Origin of the sequence: Runella limosa DSM 17973 (genome assembly GCF_000482465.1) — a bacterium.
Taxonomy (GTDB): domain Bacteria; phylum Bacteroidota; class Bacteroidia; order Cytophagales; family Spirosomataceae; genus Runella; species Runella limosa.
The window spans coordinates 1-19,928 of the sequence record NZ_AXVJ01000057.1 but is presented as its reverse complement, the minus strand read 5'-3'; the positions used below and the strand labels follow the sequence as shown (position 1 = coordinate 19,928).

Here is a 19,928-nt window from a genome sequence, read left to right as displayed (position 1 = left end):
AAAATGAAAAAGATAAAACTTCTATCACTTGTTACCCTGCTAGGGGTGGGACTGACAAGTTGTGAAAAATACTTAGATGTAAATTTTGACCCTAGTTTTCCCCAAGTATCCGAAGGTTTTGCGTTGCTTCCTCCCATGCTTGGCCAAATGGCCCGTGCCGAAACCTTCGACGGCCGTTTTACGGGGCAATATTGTCAATACTGGCTCGCAACGGCCTCTGGAAATGCCTGGGATCGCCACGGCTACGTCGCAGGAAGCGATAACGGCGGCGAAATGTGGCGTTCTCACTATTGGTCAATTGGAAAAAACGTGGACTTGGTCATCGAGGATGCTACCGCCAAACAACAGTGGGACTACTTAGGTGTGGCCAAAGCTCTTCGCACTTGGGGCTGGCAAAGTACCACCGACGCCAACGGTGAGATGATTTTAAAGCAAGCTTGGGAGCCAAACCGTTACGTATTTGAGTACGATTCGCAAGAAGATGTTTATAAAGAGGTAGTTCGACTTGGAACGGAAGCCCTCGCCGACCTTTCCCGTACCGATGGTGGTGTATCTGTCGCTTCCCTTGGCCGTGGCGACCTGGTTTACAAAGGCGACCGTACGAAGTGGATTAAGTTTGTGAATGCGATTTTGGCACGTAATGCCAATCACATCAGCAACAAAAAAACGTACAATCCTGACGCCGTTATTAAGTTTGTCGATGCTTCCTTCAGTAGCAATGCCGACAACTTTTATATCCCACACGGTGGCACCAACACTGCCGACGCTAACTTCTGGGGTCCACTTCGCAACAACATGAATGGGTTTCGCCAAAGTAACTATTTGGTCAACTTATTCAATGGTACATTGTACCCTGGCGCCATCGACCCACGCATGGCTGCAATGCTAACCGCAAGCGACGACAAAGTGTATAGAGGCGTAAATGTTGGTTTTGGTGATGCAAACAACGTAGCAGGACGTACCAATCGGGTGGCCAACTTCTGGGGACAATCACAGCCTACTGCCACCACGCCTGCCACTGGAAAATCTATTTTCGATAATGGCACCGCCCACCCACTTATTACTTACTGGGAAATGCAGTTTGTGAAAGCCGAAGCAGCTTTTACCAAAGGAGACAAAGCCATGGCCTTCGATGCGTACAACAAAGGCATCAATGCACACTTGGATTGGGTGTTTTCACTTATGTCTTCAACCGACGCGGCGGGTCGCGCTAATTTTAATACAGAACGGGCTGCTTACCTCAAAAGTAGTGCCGTTGCCCAAACTTCGGCAACATTGACACTCAGTGACATTATGACCCAAAAATACATTTCAATGTTTGTGCATGGCCACATGGAAAGCTGGGTTGATATGCGTCGTTACAAGTACAGTCCTGATATTTTCAAAGGATTTGTCGCGCCAACAGGCTCTACTTTGTTCCCTGATAATAACGGAAAATTGGCGTATCGTTTGCGTCCACGCTATAACTCCGAATACGTTTGGAACCGAGCAGCATTGGACAAAATTGGCGCGTTAAATGCTGATTATCACACCAAAGAAATTTGGTTTATGCAACCTTAATCGTAGGTCATTCAACCGATTACGAATCCAAAAGAAACAAACAATGAAGAAATTTCAATCCATAACAAAAAGCATTTTGCTCGCAGGCGTACTTTCCGCTGGGCTTTTTGCGTGTGTAGGAGAATCTAGCGATCAATTAACGATTGTTACTCCTGCTTCGGGAGCACGCGTAAAATTCCACCACATGGTTTCGGACGGCCCAGGTGTGAGTATTTTGGTAAACGACCGTCAGTTTTCGGGGGTTCTTACCGTCGCGCCTGCCTTGCCAGGTGTGATCACGTACGGCAACATTTATCCTGCCATCGACTACGCAACAATTGATGCGGGTAGTGCCAAGGTTGAGGTAGTGGTTCCTGCCAGTGGAAGTAACCAACAAGTTTCACTTCTAACAGGGACTGTTCCGCTAGAAGCCAACAAATATTACTCGGTTTTTGCGGTGGGTTCTGCAGCTACTGCTACGCTAGAACCATTGGTGGTAGAAGACAAACTTACGCCAGCAGATACTTCTAAAGCTTATTTTCGGGTTGTCAATACGATTGTTAATGCAACGACGGGCTACGACGTAGGTTACAATGGCACTTATGCGCCAGCCATGACCAACATTGGCTACAAAAAAGCCTCTGATTTTGTGGCCATCACGCCTACTCCAACGGGCGGTGCTGCCTTACCCGTTCAAGTGCGGGTGAATGGTACCACCACCAACCTTGCTCCGACTACTTTTACCCTTGCTCCCATCAAAGGGCGTTTTTACACCATCGTTTTACGTGGTCGAGTAGGCGGGACTGGCACGCAAGCATTGACCATAGGCGCAATCGCCAACCGATAATTTTGCTGCAAAAAGTCGCATATCACTTCAACAACTTTAGTTAGTACCCAATAAAAAACTCCTTCTTGAAGCATCAAGAAGGAGTCTATTTTTAAGCCCGATTACGGGCTTTTTTTATTACAAACTAAGCGTGCGAGAAGACAGGATTAAACATTCCTACCTCTTTGGCTTCCAGCATCGACTCGCCCATCAAGAACTCATCTACTTTACGAGCCGCTTCGCGACCTTCTGAAATCGCCCAAACAACCAACGATTGTCCACGACGGCAGTCACCTGCGGCAAAGACTTTGTCTATCGAAGTAACATAATTACCTTCCGAAGCTTTGATGTTTTTACGCATGTCAGTTTCGATACCAAATTGTTCGATTAAATACTGCTGAGGATGCACAAAACCCGCCGCAATGAGCGCCAAATCGCAGTTGACTACGCGTTCGTTTTCGGTAACAGGCGCTTTGCGTCCGTCTTCCAACGTACGTTCACCCGTAATGTCGGCAATGCGTAACCCTGTCAATTTTTCGCCATCACCCACAAATTCTTGCACGGCAATCGCCCAAAAACGGTCACAACCTTCTTCGTGTGAGGTTGACGTCCGTTTGGTCAATGGCCACTGCGGCCAAGGGGTTTTTTCGTCACGAACTTTATAAAACGGTTGTAACTTATCGTCGTATTTTGGCGCTGGCATTACTTCCACTTGCGTAATAGTCGCCGCTTTGTGGCGGTTTGACGTTCCAACGCAGTCAGAACCTGTATCTCCCCCACCGATTACCACGACGTGTTTGTCAGTTGCCAAAATTTCACCATTCACATATTTATCGCCACGGTGGTCAACCACGCGCGCAATATCAGACACTCGTTTGTTTTGTTGGCTCAAAAACTCCATCGCGGGGTGAATACCTTTTCCAATGTATTTGTCCCAACCAGGAATGCGAATATCACGAGGCTCGGTTGAACCAATGGCTAAGACAACAGCATCAAATTCACGAAGAATCTCTTCCGCTTGAATATCCACGCCAATGTTTACGCCCGTTTTGAACTCAACGCCTTCTTCGGCCATCACTGCTGCGCGGCGTGCCACGACCGTTTTTTCCAATTTAAAATCAGGGATACCGTAACGAAGCAATCCTCCGACCTCATCGGCACGCTCAAAAAGCGTCACCAAGTGCCCTGCGTAGTTTAGCTGTGCTGCTGCCGCCAAACCTGCTGGCCCTGAACCAATGACTGCTACTTTCTTGCCTGTGCGTTTGGCAGGAATGCGTGGTTTAACGTACCCTTTGGCAAAGGCCGTTTCGATGATAGATTTCTCCACGTACTCAATCGCAACGGGTGGTTTGTTGATACCCAACACACACGATGCTTCGCAAGGTGCAGGACAGATACGCCCCGTGAACTCTGGGAAGTTGTTGGTACTGGTCAATAATTGGTAAGCATATTCCCAGTTTTCTTCGTAAACAGCGTCGTTAAATTCTGGGATAATATTTCCTAGTGGACAGCCATTATGGCAAAAGGGAATACCGCAATCCATGCAGCGAGCTGCTTGTTTTTTGGCATCATCCGTTGTCCCTAGCAATTCAATTTCTTTATAATCTAAGCGGCGTTCTTCTACACTACGCTTACTTGGCAACTCACGGCCAAATTCAATGAATCCAGTGGGTTTTCCCATTTTAGTACTGAATAAAAGATTAAATGAGCGATTGAGAAATGAATCCAGATGTGCTTTTCTTAGCTTATTTGCTTTGTTTTTCAAAACCCTACAGGCAGGAAAACCTGCCTGCAAGGCCGAATATTAAGGGATGGGCTAATTATTGGGCTACATCAACAACGATGTCTTGATAGACGACGTTTTTATCAGCAATCTGTTGCGAAAGACTGATTCCACGGCTTGCCAAGGCTTTCTTGAAGTCGTTTGGCAATACCTTCACAAACTGACTCAAGTACGTATCCCAGTCTTGGGTCATCATAAATGCCACATTACTGGTGGTATATTGGAAATGTTTCTCTACAAAACCTTTCACAATCGTTTTATCTTCGTCGGTCAAGGCATCTACACTTACCATTTCAGGATTTACTTTCGGCGCAAAGTCGGCGTTTTTATCCCAAACATAAGCAACTCCACCCGACATACCCGCGGCGAAGTTTCGTCCAACTTCTCCGAGGATAATCGCAACACCACCTGTCATGTACTCAAGACCGTGATCTCCTACCCCTTCTACGACTACTTTTGCTCCAGAGTTACGTACACAGAAACGCTCTCCAGCAGTTCCGCGAATATACGCTTCTCCCGAAGTTGCTCCGTAAAAAGCTACGTTACCGATGATGATATTTTCTTCTGGAATGAACGTTGCTTCACGGTCTGGATAAACCACGAGTTCAGCTCCACAAAGTCCTTTTCCAAAATAATCGTTGGCATCGCCTTCTAGCTCAAGACGTACTCCTGAGGTATTAAAAGCCCCAAAACTCTGTCCTGCCGTTCCTCTGAATTTGAAGTGAATGGTTCCGTTTGGTAACCCAACGCCGCCATATACTTTTGATATTTCGTTGGAAAGCATATTTCCTACCGAACGGTTGAGGTTATTGATAGGATATTCTCCGTAAACCTCTTCTCCTTTTTCGAGGGCTGGTTTGGCGGCTTCCATCAATTGCCAGTCGATTACTTCTGCAATTCCGTGGTCTTGTTCCTCTTGTTTAAATTGCGCAACATCAAGGCTTACTGGCTCTTTGAACAACATCGCATTGAAATTCAATGCTTTGTATTTCCAGTGTTTAATATCATCACGCATTTCGAGGTATTGTGCTTGTCCCACCATTTCGTTGATGGTACGGAAGCCCAACTGCGCCATAATTTCGCGCAACTCCTGTGCCATGTACGTAAACATGTTCACTACGTGTTCTGGTTTTCCAGTGAAAAGTGCACGCAATTCTTTGCGTTGTGTTGCAACTCCTACTGGACAAGTATTCAAGTGGCACTTACGCATCATAATACAGCCCGTTGCAACGAGTGCAGCGGTGGCTACGCCAAATTCTTCGGCCCCTAACAACGCCGCAATGGCTAAGTCACGACCTGTACGCATTTGGCCATCGGCCTGCACAGTCACTCGTCCGCGAAGTTTATTTTTCACCAACGTTTGGTGCGTTTCGGCCAAACCAAGCTCCCAAGGAAGACCTGCGTGGCGAACTGAGCTCAACGGAGACGCCCCCGTTCCTCCATCGTGACCTGCAATAAGGATATGGTCAGCGTGCGCTTTGGCAACCCCTGTGGCAACCGTTCCTACACCCGCCTCTGATACCAATTTCACGCTGATACGTGCGGCACGGTTGGCGTTTTTAAGGTCATAAATCAACTGCGCTAAGTCCTCAATTGAATAAATATCGTGGTGAGGTGGCGGCGAAATCAAACCTACACCTGGCGTAGAGTGACGCGTACGCCCAATCCAATCATCAACTTTATGGCCTGGTAACTGCCCTCCTTCACCTGGTTTCGCCCCTTGGGCCATCTTAATCTGAAGTTCTTGGGCATTTGATAAATAATGACTCGTCACCCCAAAACGTCCCGATGCCACTTGCTTAATAGCGGACGACATAAAGTCACCGTTGGGAAGCGGTTGATAACGAATCTCATCTTCTCCTCCTTCACCAGAGTTTGATTTACCCCCGATGCGGTTCATGGCAATGGCAAGCGTTGTGTGTGCTTCCCACGAAATTGAACCAAATGACATCGCTCCCGTCGCAAAACGTTTGAAGATTTCTTCTAAAGGCTCTACTTCGTCGATTGAAATTGCTTTTCCTTTCTTGAAACGCATCAAACCGCGAAGCGTAAGGGCTTTTTGGGTCTGATCATCAATAAGTTTCGAGAATTTCTTAAATACCTGATAACCCTGTTCGCCACCTGTGCGAGTCGATTGTTGCAAAAGGTGAATTGTTTGCGGGTTAAAAATGTGTGCTTCTCCGCGTTGTTTCCACTGATAAAAACCACCCACTTCTAGGTGCGGATTTACCATTGGTGTTTCTGGATAGGCTACTTTATGGCGAACCAATACTTCACGGGCGATTTCTTCAATACCCATGCCGCCAATACGCGAGATGGTTCCAGTAAAGTACTTGTCAATCACGTCTTTGTTGATACCCAAACACTCAAAAATCTGCGCTCCTTGGTACGACTGAAGCGTCGAAATTCCCATTTTGGAGAAGATTTTGAGCAATTCTTTGTCAATCGCCTTGATGTAGTTAGCGTAGAGTTTTGCATTTTCAAACTCTCCATTAATCATCTTTTGGCGATTCATGTAGGCAATGGTTTGGAATGCCATGTACGGACATACCCCCGCAGCACCATAACCAATGAGTGTTGCTACGTGGTGCGTTTCAAACACATCCCCTGCTTCTACAAGAATACCTACTTTACCACGTAACCCTTTACGGATTAAGTGATGGTGTACGGTTGACATGGCCAACAGCGACGGAATCGGTGCGTGGTCAGAGTCAATGGCACGGTCAGATAGGATAATAATCTCAAAACCATCTTCAATCGCATCTTCGGCGTAAGTACAAATACGTTCCAACGCACGCGCCAGCCCTTTTCCACCTTGGTCGGCACGGAAATAGGTATTGATAGTTTTGGCTTGGAAATGGTCTTTATCTACCCAACGAAGTTTATCAAATTCTTCGATGGTCAAAACAGGTTGTTCTAATTCAATCTGACGACAATGCAGCGGCGATTCAGTCAATAGATTTTCGGTAGAACCTACAAACGAAATCAATGACATAATCGAACGCTCCCGAATAGAGTCAATCGGCGGGTTGGTTACTTGCGCAAAAAGTTGCTTAAAGTAATTAGCAAGGTGCTGACTTTGATCCGATAATACTGCTAATGGTACATCGACTCCCATCGAACCAATCGCCTCATAGCCAGTCTCGGCCATCGGCCCAATCACCATCCGTAGGTCTTCTGAAGTAAAGCCAAACGCGATTTGACGTTTTAGTAAAAGTTTATCGTCATACGGAGCAAACGGACGTTGTGAAGGTTCGAGGTCAGAAATTTTGATTTTATTTTCATCCAACCATTTTTGATACGGCTGACGTGAACAAATATCGGCTTTGAGCTCTTCGTCGGGAATGATACGGCCTTGCTCCATATCCACCACAAACATTTTACCCGACTGCAAACGACCTTTGGTTACTACGCGCGCAGGGTCGATGTCGAGTACCCCTGCTTCCGAGGCCATAATAATGGTATCGTCGTCCAACACCCAATAACGCGAAGGACGCAAACCGTTACGGTCGAGGGTAGCACCGATGATTTTACCATCCGTAAATGAAATCGACGCTGGCCCATCCCAAGGTTCTTGAATCGCCGCGTGGTATTCGTAGAAAGCCTTACGTTCTGGATCCATGGCCTCGTTTCCGTCCCAAGCCTCTGGTACCACCATCATCATTACGTGCGGCAATGAGCGGCCCGACAAGTACAGAAGTTCGATGGCGTTGTCTAAGTTGGCCGTATCTGAGTTGGTTAAATCACAGATTGGCAACAACATATCCATTTCTTCTTTGGTGAAGTGCTCTGTCCAGAACGACTTCTCGCCAGCACGAATCCAGTTGACGTTTCCACGTACGGTATTAATTTCACCGTTGTGAGCCACGTAACGGAAGGGCTGTGCCAGTTTCCAAGAAGGAAAAGTATTGGTAGAAAAGCGCGAGTGAATAATGGCAAAGGCCGAAACGACCGATTCACTGTGCAAGTCTGGGAAGTAATAGTTCAATTGACCTGTTGTCAACTGACCTTTATAGGAGATAGTGCGGCACGAAAGCGACGAGAAATAAAAATGTGCTTTGGCACCCACTACAGTATCGTTAATTATACGAGTGGCGTATTGACGAAGTACAAACAGTTTACGCTCAAAACCCAGTTCATCCGTAACCGAATCAGGACGTTTGATGAATAGTTGTTCTACTTGTGGTTCTACCGACAAGGAGCCTTCCCCCAAAACATCATTGAGTGTTGGAACGAGGCGGTAGCCTAGCAATTCCATACCCAACATTTTGATTTTTCGGTTGAGTATATCGCGGCATTCACTGCGAAGCTTTTCATCTTTAGGGAAGAAAATCATACCAACACCGTACTCACCCGCAGCAGGGAGGGTAATGGCTAATTTGGTACACTCTTCCACAAAAAACTCATGAGGGATTTGAATAAGAATTCCAGCACCGTCACCCGTGTTAGGATCGCAACCGCAAGCACCGCGGTGATCCATACGTTCGAGCATCGTAATCGCATCAGCGACCATCTGGTGAGACTTGCGACCCTTCATATTGGCGCGGAAACCAATACCGCATGCGTCATGTTCAAACTCGGGGCGATATAACCCCTGTTGGGCAGATTCTAACATGGTTTTGTTGTATATTGGGGGTTGGTTGACTTCCGATTCGTCACTTTGTTGCCTAAGTACTTCTACGGAACTTTAATCTCACGCAAGTTACACAAAAATTTATTTGGTACAACAACCTTTTTGCCAAATATTGTACCTGTATTTTTAAAATATTGAGAATATATCAAATTATCTTGGAATTTTACAATTTCATAACACCAAAGATTAATATTTCATATTTTCGCAATAATATCTAGTTTCATAAGATATTTTTCAAAAAAAACTCATTTTCATTAACAATTCATCAATTAGAGTTGCCTATCGAGACTCTGTTTTTACATTTTTGCAATCAAGCCCAGTTTTTCGACTTTTTCGACCAGTTTACATGAGTATTCTTTGTAAAATGAAGTGAGTATTTCCTGAAAAAAGACGTTCAAATAGGCACGCAAGGAAGAAAATATAAAATAATGTTAGAAAATAGGTGCCGTCAAAGTTAACTTTGCGCCTTTAGTACAAATCACCAATCCCCCAACTCCTCCGCTCGTGGAACACGTAGAACAACTACCAACCGTCGAAACCGCCAAAAAACTAGGTATTCTTCCCGAAGAATTTGAACAAATCAAACAAATACTAGGCCGCACGCCCAACTTCACTGAGTTGAGCATATTCTCGGTGATGTGGTCGGAGCACTGCTCGTACAAAAACTCAATCGTTTGGCTTAAAACCCTCCCCCGTGACTCAGAGCGTATGCTTGCCAAAGCAGGTGAAGAAAACGCTGGTCTGGTTGACATTGGCGACGGCCTTGCGTGTAGCTTTAAAATTGAATCTCACAATCACCCTTCAGCCCTTGAACCTTACCAAGGTGCGGCAACGGGTGTAGGCGGTATCAACCGTGATATTTTTACAATGGGTGCGCGTCCCATTGCTCAATTAAACTCTCTCCGCTTCGGAAATCCCGAATTGGCCAAAACAAAATGGCTAGTGAAAGGGGTAGTAAAAGGAATCGGCGACTATGGTAATGCGTTCGGTATCCCGACGGTAGGTGGTGAAGTTTTCTTTGATGATTGTTATAACACCAACCCGCTTGTCAATGCGTTTTCGGCAGGGATTGTAAAAGCGGGTGAAGTAGCTCGCGCCATCAGTTACGGCGTTGGGAATCCCGTATTTATTGTAGGTTCGGCCACGGGCAAAGACGGTATCGGTGGGGCAAGTTTTGCTTCGGAAGATATTTCTGAAAAGTCAACTGAAAAGTTGCCAGCCGTTCAGGTGGGTGACCCTTTCATGGAAAAATTGCTTCTGGAAGCCTCGCTTGAAATCATTCGTACGGGTTATGTTGTGGGGATTCAAGACATGGGGGCAGCGGGTATCATCTGCTCAACCTCTGAAATGAGTGCCAAAGGCGAACACGGAATGATTATCGACCTCGATAAAGTACCAACGCGCCAAGCCAACATGAAAGGTTGGGAAATTTTGCTTTCTGAATCACAAGAACGTATGTTGGTGGTGGTTGAAAAAGGCAAAGAAGATGTCATCAAAGATATTTTTGATAAATGGGATTTGCATTGCGCTCAAATCGGCGAAGTGGTTGAAGGCGGACGTTTGCATTTCTTCCAACACGGCGAATTGATTGCCGATGTTCCTGCTCACGACCTTGTGCTAGGTGGCGGCGCACCACAAAATCACCGCGAATACCGCGAGCCTGCTTATTTCCAAGAATTTAAGAAATTCGATATTAATTCGGTAGCTGACGTAAATTCAGCAGCTGAAATTGCGGCTGTAACGCGTCACCTTCTGTCGCATCCAAACATCGCTTCTAAGAAGTGGGTGTATGAGCAATACGACTCGATGGTAGGCACGGCCAACCGCTCGACCAACCGTCCTTCGGACTCGGCAGTGGTTCGTATTCGCGACGTAGAACGCCCGAACTACCAAAAAGGCATTGCCATGACGGTTGACTGTAACGCTCGTTACGTCAATGCAGATCCGTTTATTGGTGCACAAATTGCCGTTTCGGAAGCGGCTCGTAACCTCGTTTGTACAGGTGCTGAACCATTGGCGATTACCAACAACCTCAACTTTGGCAACCCGTACGTTCCTGAAGTTTATTGGCAATTTGTTCATGCCGTTAAAGGAATGGGTGAAGCCTGTCGCAAATTTAGTACACCTGTGACGGGTGGTAACGTGAGTTTCTACAACCAATCATCGGACGACGGCCCAGTGTTCCCAACCCCAACGATTGGCATGATTGGTTTGATGGAAAAACCTGAAAGCCAAATGACACTTGATTTCAAAAACGAAGGTGATTTGATTTTCTTGGTAGGTCAACCTAAAAACGACATCGCTTCGTCGGAATACTTGTACTCATACCGTGGTGTAAAAGCCTCTCCTGCTCCTGCGTTCGACCTCGACGAGGAATTTGAATTACAACAAGCAGTAGCACAATTGATTTCTAATCAATTGGTTGAGTCAGTTCACGATGTTTCAGACGGTGGTTTGATGGTCGCTTTGGCTGAGTCGGCATTACCTCGCGGATTTGGTTTTGAAGTTGCAACCCAAAGCCCGTACCGCGCCGATGCATTCTTGTTTGGCGAGGCACAAAGCCGCGTGTTGGTAAGTGTAAGCCCTGACAAGCAAGCTGAATTCCAAAAAGTGCTTGGTGCTGACCTTAAAATCACGCACGCGTTGCTTGGTAAAGTAACGAAAGAAGGTTTTGTGGTGGATAAGCAAACGGTTATTTCAGGAGCCGAAGCTAAAGATTTATACGACAACTCATTGGGTAAAATCATGAGTTAGTCTGGTAGAGTTTATACCAATAAAAAACGCCGTCAGTGAAAATTGACGGCGTTTTTTGTATTTAGTCGTTTAGCTACATTGTCCTAAAACATACCAAAGGACTAAAAATATAACAACTGTGCTTACACAGCCTCCTCCTAATTTTTTTGCGCCGTAGCCTGCTAATAATCCCCGTATTAAGTCATTCATGTCTATAAAGTTTAGAGTCGTTTGTTGCAAGTTATCAAAAATTTGAACCAAACGTATATTTTACAAAACGGGAAAACTTTTCCTCAAATTGGGGCAAAAAAAACTTGCGTTTCATTCTTGGGCAAGGTTTTGAGAAACCTTTTGCACACTCTGCGTTTGAACTGGTTTTGAGAAACCAGTAGCACATTTTCGAGAAACCTTTTGCACACTCTGCGTTTGAACTGGTTTTGAGAAACCAGTAGCACATTTTCGAGAAACCTTTTGCACACTCTGCGCTTGCGCTGGTTTTGAGAAACCAGCGGCACAGGTGTTGCTGGTTTCTCAAAACCAGCGGTACGGAAACCCCTTTATTTTATCAAACGAATGACTAAGATTTCTAAAAGCAAAAACGCCAACGCCGCCCACAAGAAATATTTCCAAAGGCTGACACCAATGTTTTGTTTTTGAAACTCTTTCACAAAATCACCGTCTGCCACGTGATCAAACACTTGTACGTTGGGCTGATTGGCGAATAGTTTCCGAAGTTCATCGGGCGTGTAATAATCTAATTGCGATTCTTGATTGTCGTGATTCAGGGCCAGCAATTGAACGGTTTGTCCGTCTTTTTGCAACTCATAATAGCCCGACTCCATGTCTTGTTCGGTGGTTAATTGGTTGCTTTTCGGTAATTCGAGCGTCAATTGATTTCCATTCAAGCGTTGAACTGGAATCAACTCTATTTTACCTTTTTTGAGTTTAAAAATCGTATTTTGTGGCAAATCTGGCACAGTCAGTGCGATATTATTTTCATCAAACGAATAGGCTGTCCGCTGTTCACGTACGCTTTGCGCGGCAATTTTGTACATCACTGGCACAAAAAGTGCATTTTGAGCAAAGCTTCCAAAAGCTTCCGTAAGCGGATTTGCCAAGACATAAACCTTGCCCCGCTGAACCGCCGACTGACTCAAGAAAACGTCCCCACTCCGCAAACTCAACAACTTTGCCCCACCTGCTTGCCATTGCCAAACGGGCTTTGAAACTGGTAATTCAAGGTTCTCTTGGCGAATGGATTGCTCAAAAACATCACTAAAAAACGGACTTTTCCGCTCAGGGTTGGTCAATGGAATGGGTTCGTTAGAAGTGCGTTCACTCAATGAATTTACACCAAGGGCGCTTAAAAACCCTCCGTAAGAAGCTATATCGGGGTTTGATGGGGGAACAACCAAAATGCTTCCTCCTTTACGGACGAAATTTTCTAATTCGGTGCGCATCGCTCCTTCTACCCGTTCTACACTTTCTATAACGACCAAATCGGTCTGCTTCAATAAGCCAATGTCGGCATTATTAGCGTTGAGGCTACGCATGGCAAACAGGCTGTCGTTAGCAAACACATTTTCAATCGAACGGTTGGGGTTTGCTTGTCCGTACAAATGCAAGACGCGGATGACGGGCGAAGCGTTTAGCACAAAAAAGTATTCGTTGTCAAACGTAATGGGCAAATCGTCAAATACAACTCGACCCCGTTTGAAACCTTTCCCGCGAACATTAAAATTGAAAGAAGCCGTCGCCGACCCTTTGGGAGAAAGGTTGACGGGCGCGGTCGAAACCTGAACATCGTCCAAAAACAATTTGACAACCATATTTTGAACGTCATCATTCCCTGAGTTACTGACCCGAACGTACAAGATATTGTTCTGAAATTCCCGTACAAAAGGTGTATTCAACCACACCGAATCAACATACACATTTTGATTCGCAACGGCTTGCACAGGCACAATAAACAACCGATTGGTAGAATCAACTTTAAGGCTTGCTACGTCACCAACGGTACTTTTTTGAAAGTCGGAAAACCAAAAAAACTGATTTTTACCACTTCCTGCGTACCGCGACATCAAATTCACCTGACGTTTGTAAATACTTGGTAGCGACCGTGGCGTGTGTGAAAGCTTGAGGGTAGTCAAGCGGTCTTTGATGCGGTCGGTCGTTGTGAGCTGTTGCTCTTGGGCATCAAAGTCATTGGTAATCAACTGCAAACGGGTGGCATTCCTGAACAGCGTCAACAATTGATCGAGCTTTCCTGTGGCAATGTCAAAAAAACGTTGGTTATTATCTTCGTTTTGCATCGAGAACGAATTGTCCAAATAAACACTCGTCACGCTTTGGGCATTGGTTCCAGATTTGTTTTCGCTTGGAAGATAGGGCTGGGCAAATGCCAACGCCAAGGCCGCAATGGCAAGTACCCGGGTTGCCAATATCAAGTACTGTTTCAAACGTCGAAACGAACTTGTTTCCATCTCTACGTTTTTCAACAACGAGACGTTGGAAAAGTAAATACGGCGGGTGCGGCGAAAATTGAACAAGTGAATGGCAATTGGAATCCCCACTGCCAGTAAACTCCACAAAAAGGTCGGAAAAAGAAATTGCATTCAGGTTTGGTGTTATCGGTAGTCGTTAGAACTCTAAACGCAAATATCGTGCAAAGCGTTTAGATTCTGTACGAAAATCAAATCCCCGCGATGACTTTATTGATTTTTGCCAAGCCCATTTTGGCAACTTCAAGGGCATCTTGGGCATAATAGGTCTTATTGAATACCTCCAACGAAAGCACAATGGGCCGCTCTGGGTTTTTGATGGTCTTCAAAATTTGGCCAATGGGCGCAATTCCATCACCTGGATACACGCGGTCAGCATCTACGATGGTTTCTTTCGGAAAATTTGCAGGATAATCATTGATGTGGAATATTTCAACGCCAGGTTTACCCACCAACTTGAGGGTATCTAGGCTTGAGCCGCCTTTGAACAAATGATATACATCCAATAGCAACCGCGCCGACGGGTGGCCACTCTCCACCGCCACGTACATTACTTCACTGAGTTTATTGAGGTTTTTGGAAAAGCCCCACAGTTCCAATTGCGGAATTACTTTGGTTTGGTCGCTTATTTCAAGAATAGTACGGTAACGGTCGGCCGCTTTTTGAAGGTCGATGCGAGGGGCTTGAGGGGCTTGTGCTCCAACTGGCGGGGTCGCTACGCGCATACAGCCAACTTCTGCCAACAGCTCCATTTCCCGTTTGAGTTGATCCACGCCTTTGGCTCTTGCTGATTCATCGTCAACAATCCAAGCCGCAAAACCGATGGCATTTTCGAGCTTTATACCAAAATCCGCTGCCACTTTTCGGGCTTGAGCGGGGGTATTCCCATTTTTTATAAATTCTTGGAGGGTATCCATCCAAATTTCAACCGAACGAAACCCTGCTTTAGAAGCCGTTTCTAGTTCTTTGACGTATCCTAATTTTTGCCCTCGAATGGTGCTCATATTGAGGCAAGGCACAAAAGAGGCTGATTTGGCAGGCTCAACGGCTTGCGAGGTTTCTGGCAACATACTCATTCCTGTGGTAGCGGTGAGTAAAGACAAAGTCTGACGACGGGTAATTTGCATAAAAACATGGGTTTATCTGCTTAAAAGCCAAAAACGACCCAAATTTATTGTTGTCTTGAAAACTTTCTTTTGAGATAGTAGTACTCGAAGATGATTTAGAAGGCAATTTATTGCTGTAACACATACGTTTTGTCAAGCCATTTCGCAATTCCCTCCCAGCTTTCTACGGGGATTTTGGCGTGGGTGGCGTCTTTCATTACGTAAAATTCTTTCTTGTTGCCTGGCACTAAATTATAAAACTCTTTGACCTTATCAATTGCAAATAATTCGTCTTTGTCCCCTACTCCCACCAAAACGGGTATATTCAACTGCGCAGGAAGCCGAAGTTGTTTTACATCCAACATTGTCACAAATCTTGGGGTATAATGAAAAGTAAACAACGTATCAGGCGTAACAGTCATCCCTTCCCGATAATACTCCACCGACTGGAACGAAGGGCGAAAGACCGCACTTGCGATGATTTTGGCTTTTACAAACGGGTTCATTGGCTTGTTCAGCCCAGGCCGACTCTCGTATGCACCCGAAAGAAGTACCAACCCTGCCACTTCGTTAGGAACAGCATTGGCCGCGCAAATCGTTGAAGCCACCCCTAAGCTATGTCCCATCACTACCACTTTTGAGAATCCCAATTTCTTGAGGTAAACGATTGCTTCCGCCAAGTCGGCAATCCATCTCTCTTTGTTTGGGCTATCGCCACGGTTTCCACCCGAGAGCCCGTGGCCTCGGTAATCAAGGCCAAATGTGGTATAGCCGCCCTTCGAAAATGGAATGGCCGCCATGCTGTAAGGACCACTATAGGCCGTAAAACCGTGAAAAATAAGTACGGCAATGTCCTTTCTAGCAGGAGTTAATGAATCGGGATTCCATCGACGTAGGAAGAGGGTTTCACCATCCGAAGTTTTCATCAAATGATGTGATCCTTCGTAGTTTTGACGTAAAGACGTAGCTTGTTCTGGGGTAATACCTTTATTATCAATACGCCATTTGTTTGGCCAATACGCCAAGGATAATCCTGCCAAGCAAACTATCAAGACTAGAAATAAGAAAGCATATAAAAATCGTTTCATCATTGGTAAAGTTAAGGAAGGTTTGTTTTTGACGATACTGGACAAAGGCTTAATTATCAATACCATACTGCATTAAAACACAAAAAAAGCCCAACCAAATGGCTGGGCTTCTAAATGTATTATTAGCGTTATTAGAATTTCACTGGAACCGAGAAACCTGCGGTGTCCCATCCCAATACAATTGCGTTGTCTTTGGCTTCGATGGTAAGTTTTTCAACTGGACTTGCTGAGGTGGTAGCAGGTACGGTCACGCGAAGTACGTCTTTGTCTTGCTTGTAGTTGTAAGCACCCCATTGTTTTACTTCACTGTTCAAAATGATTACCCATTCTTTCTCACCAGGAATTGTAAAGAAAGCATAATCTCCTGCTTTCACGTCTTTGCCACCTAACTTTCCGTCTTTTTTGAACGTAATAACGGTCGCTTCGTTGGCACCTGTACGCCATACTTTACCGTACTTTTCTAAGCTTTGGCTTCCTTCAGCCCCAAAAATCACGCGACCTTTTTTAGAGGGTTGGCCATATACGATTTTGATGTTACCATTTTCAGCGGTTACGCGTGGGCTCGCTGGAGGATTTTGGCTGTAGGCAAATGTCAATGCAACAAGCATACAAAACAGAGTTGCGAATAAATTTTTCATTTGTTGTTTGTAAGAATATTTGTAAGAATAAATGATTAGGTTGAACTACTAAGAAACGGAACTTCTGTGAGAAAGTTGTCAAAGTGGGTTAAAATTTTTAACGATTTCAATCATGCCCTTTTCGGTAGTCGGCGTAAGTTGGCGTTCTTTGGCAAACATTTCCATTTCTTTTGCCTGATTTCCAAACAGTTTAAAAAAGCGTTTTCCTGTTGGAATGCCCGAAAGTTTACCATCTTCGTACCAGTAATATTTCGTCGTTTTGATAAATTCTCCTTCATATTCGCTCTCACTCCCCGATGCCTCATAACCCGTGTTTTGGGCACTACTTTTTGAATGTAGCAAACATTGGTGTTCTTTCAAAATCATCGTTTTCCCCTCATAAATAGGCTCGTAGTATTGATTTTTGAGTAGTACAAAACGGTGGTTTTGAAGCACAAACTCGGTTGGCTTCATCGTAACCGCCTCCAAAAGTGGATTAGCCATGACGTGAAGCACGCCTTTTTGTTGGTTATAAGCCATCAAATACTCGGCCTCGTGCCCATTTTTCTCAACCGTTTTCCCCTTGAACCAACCGTTTTTAAAGAAGGGTGTTCCTTTATACACCTTTGTAAAGGTATTATTGGTCTTATTAACTGCCTCTAATGCTCGATAGAAAGCTACCAAAACGGTATCTCCTTTTTGGTTCACTTCGATACGTGCATCTTGATCGGTCATTTTGGTTTCAGGCAAAAAGTAGCTGTACGCTTTTTTATCTTGGGTGAAAGCGTGTAAACAATACCCAATGAAAAGCAGGCTGATAAACATCTTTTTCATCGTCTTATGGCTAAATTGTTTGCTAATGAACCTAAAAATAACACAATTCATTCAAAGAAAAATTTTGAAGCAAATTTTTAAAATATTTTTGCCAATAATTGATATATCAACTATTGATTTTAAATATATTTGTCACAACAATTTAAAATCAATGAAAAAATTAACGACCTCATTTTTCTACAATTTAGAAAAAACCGTCAAAATATATCGTCAGTTTTTTCAAAACCAATTCAAAATCAACGGGTTTGATATTACTCTTGACCAATGGTTGATTTTAAATACAGTCGCCGAATATCCCGATTGTACCCAAAACGATATAGCGGAGAAAGTATTTAAAGATAAAGCATCCGTTACTCGAATCATTGAATTGTTGGTTCAAAATGGTTTTTTGCTGCGTGATATTCATCCTACCAATCGGCGGATGTTTCAACTCACCATTACCGAAAAAGGGCTTGAAACCATCGAAAAATTGACGGAATTAGTGCCCAAAATTCGCCAAAAAGCCCTTGAAGGAATTGAGCCAGCGTCGGTTTCAGCAGCCCAAGAAATGCTGGAAATGATTGTTCAGAACTGTATTCCAACTTCATCATAACATGCCTATTTATCACAAACTCGGAAATATTCCCCCCAAGCGCCATACGCAGTTTCGTAAGGACGAGGGCGGGTTGCATTACGAACAGCTTTTCGGCACCATCGGTTTTGATGGAATGTCGTCTTTGATGTACCACGTCCATCGCCCAACGATGATTCGTGAAGTACTTTCCGAAACGGATGTTAGCCCCAACATTAGCGTCGCTAAAAGTATTAAACCTCGTTTATTGAAGGGGTTTGACCTCCCTGCGGAAGACGATTTTTTAGCGAGCAGAAAAGTAATATTGGCCAATAGCGATATTCATATTGGATTGGCAGCCCCTCGTCAGTCGCTGCGTTCCTATTTTTACAAAAACGCCGATGCTGACGAACTCATTTTTGTTCATCAAGGCACGGGGACTTTAAGGACGCAACTCGGAAATATTCCATTTGAGTATGGCGATTATTTGGTCATTCCTCGGGGGATGATTTATCAAATTGATTTCGACGGAGACAACAATAGGCTGCTTTTTGCGGAGTCGTTTCATCCCATTTATACACCCAAACGGTACCGAAATTGGTTTGGACAGTTACTCGAACATTCTCCTTTCTGCGAACGTGATTACAAACTCCCCCAAGACCTCGAAACGCACGATGAAAAGGGGGATTTTGTCATTAAAATAAAAAAACAGGGCGTTTTGTACGAGCTCCTCTACCCTACCCACCCTTTTGACGTGGTCGGTTGGGATGGGTATAATTTCCCTTACGGGTTTTCGATTCATAATTTTGAACCCATTACGGGACGCATCCACCAGCCCCCGCCAGTGCATCAAACGTTTGAGACGAAGGCGTTTGTGGTTTGTTCGTTCTGCCCACGGTTGTACGACTATCATCCTGAGGGCATTCCTGCCCCCTACAACCATTCCAACATCGACTCCGATGAGCTTTTATATTACGTGGACGGGGATTTTATGAGTCGGAACAATATCGAAAAGGGGCATTTGACGCTTCACCCTGGGGGTATTCCGCACGGGCCAGCGCCTGGAGCTTATGAGCGGAGTATTGGCAAAACCTCTACGGAAGAATTGGCCGTCATGATTGATACTTTCCGTCCATTGGCCCTCACGGATGAGGCGTTAAAACTCGATGATGGGAAGTATTATCAGAGTTGGATTGAGTAATTTTTGGGCTATGTGACCCTATGTGTAAATCCTATGTATCTATGTGTTTAAATTTTTTCTTACCACATAGATACATAGAATTGGGCACAATAGAAACCATAGAAGTTATTCTCTACGAATCAGGCAATGCACGAAAGTATTCGTTCACAAATGTTTTTTGACCATTGTTGAAAATGTTTAGAACGTGGAAGTTAATTAGGATTGAATCTAGCCCGCTAAAAAGTTGGACACAAATTAGGGTATAACTTTTAAATTTGTGATTCAATGGGAAAGCATCAAAAATCATGGAGCCAGGAGGAAAAACTGACCATAGTGAATTACTACAAAGAACACGGAGCTGCTAAGACATCTAAGGAGTTTAACGTCTCGAGTGCAAACATTTATAACTGGGTTTCCCAGTACGAAAAAGGAGGTTTTTCAAGCCCATCCAGCGTTAGTAACTCTGATAAAGACAAAGAGATTCTTCGCCTTCAGCGAGAGATTCAAGCTTATAAAGAGATAATCGCTGAAAAAGAAT

At 44.7% G+C, this 19,928-nt stretch carries 13 protein-coding genes; 6 read left to right on the top strand and 7 right to left on the bottom strand.

Annotated features, from left to right (window positions below; genetic code table 11):
• The first annotated feature begins 3 nt into the window (after positions 1-3).
• Entirely contained in the window at positions 4-1,560 is a 1,557-nt protein-coding gene (locus tag K339_RS0106225; protein WP_028522843.1) for a SusD/RagB family nutrient-binding outer membrane lipoprotein, read from the top strand.
• A 43-nt stretch (positions 1,561-1,603) separates the two neighbouring features.
• Positions 1,604-2,386, top strand: a complete 783-nt coding sequence (locus tag K339_RS0106220; RefSeq protein WP_037299392.1) for a DUF4397 domain-containing protein — start codon at positions 1,604-1,606, stop codon at positions 2,384-2,386.
• A gap of 124 nt (positions 2,387-2,510) precedes the next feature.
• Here K339_RS0106220 and K339_RS0106215 read toward each other — a convergent pair whose 3' ends face one another.
• Both K339_RS0106215 and gltB read right to left on the bottom strand, forming a co-directional pair.
• Positions 2,511-4,046: a glutamate synthase subunit beta gene (locus tag K339_RS0106215; RefSeq protein WP_028522841.1), complete on the bottom strand. Its 1,536-nt coding sequence runs from the start codon at positions 4,044-4,046 to the stop codon at positions 2,511-2,513.
• A 139-nt stretch (positions 4,047-4,185) separates the two neighbouring features.
• Positions 4,186-8,763 (bottom strand): glutamate synthase large subunit, encoded by a 4,578-nt coding sequence (gene gltB / locus K339_RS0106210; RefSeq protein WP_028522840.1) that lies wholly within the window; start codon positions 8,761-8,763, stop codon positions 4,186-4,188.
• Between the two features lie 522 nt (positions 8,764-9,285).
• Between gltB and purL the strand changes: the two genes are divergently transcribed.
• Entirely contained in the window at positions 9,286-11,535 is a 2,250-nt protein-coding gene (purL, locus tag K339_RS0106200; RefSeq protein WP_028522839.1) for a phosphoribosylformylglycinamidine synthase subunit PurL, read from the top strand.
• Between the two features lie 536 nt (positions 11,536-12,071).
• Here purL and K339_RS0106190 read toward each other — a convergent pair.
• The 5 genes from K339_RS0106190 to K339_RS0106170 form a co-directional block, all read right to left on the bottom strand.
• Positions 12,072-14,129 (bottom strand): BatA domain-containing protein, encoded by a 2,058-nt coding sequence (locus K339_RS0106190; protein WP_028522837.1) that lies wholly within the window; start codon positions 14,127-14,129, stop codon positions 12,072-12,074.
• Positions 14,130-14,206: 77 nt separating this feature from the next.
• Positions 14,207-15,142, bottom strand: a complete 936-nt coding sequence (locus K339_RS0106185) for a sugar phosphate isomerase/epimerase family protein (protein ID WP_037299388.1) — start codon at positions 15,140-15,142, stop codon at positions 14,207-14,209.
• Positions 15,143-15,249: 107 nt separating this feature from the next.
• Positions 15,250-16,212: an alpha/beta hydrolase gene (locus tag K339_RS0106180; RefSeq protein ID WP_169731818.1), complete on the bottom strand. Its 963-nt coding sequence runs from the start codon at positions 16,210-16,212 to the stop codon at positions 15,250-15,252.
• 128 nt (positions 16,213-16,340) lie between these two features.
• Positions 16,341-16,847, bottom strand: coding sequence for a DUF2911 domain-containing protein (locus tag K339_RS0106175; protein WP_028522834.1), 507 nt, complete (start codon positions 16,845-16,847; stop codon positions 16,341-16,343).
• A 78-nt stretch (positions 16,848-16,925) separates the two neighbouring features.
• Entirely contained in the window at positions 16,926-17,660 is a 735-nt protein-coding gene (locus K339_RS0106170) for a hypothetical protein (RefSeq protein ID WP_028522833.1), read from the bottom strand.
• A 151-nt stretch (positions 17,661-17,811) separates the two neighbouring features.
• On the opposite strand from K339_RS0106170, the gene K339_RS0106165 reads away from it, so the two are divergent.
• The 3 genes from K339_RS0106165 to K339_RS0106150 form a co-directional block, all read left to right on the top strand.
• Complete coding sequence (locus K339_RS0106165; protein ID WP_028522832.1) at positions 17,812-18,252, top strand: MarR family winged helix-turn-helix transcriptional regulator; 441 nt, start codon at positions 17,812-17,814, stop codon at positions 18,250-18,252.
• A 1-nt stretch (position 18,253) separates the two neighbouring features.
• Entirely contained in the window at positions 18,254-19,411 is a 1,158-nt protein-coding gene (locus K339_RS0106160) for a homogentisate 1,2-dioxygenase (RefSeq protein WP_028522831.1), read from the top strand.
• 264 nt (positions 19,412-19,675) lie between these two features.
• On the top strand, positions 19,676-19,928 hold a 253-nt coding region (locus K339_RS0106150; protein ID WP_028522830.1), incomplete at its 3' end, for a transposase.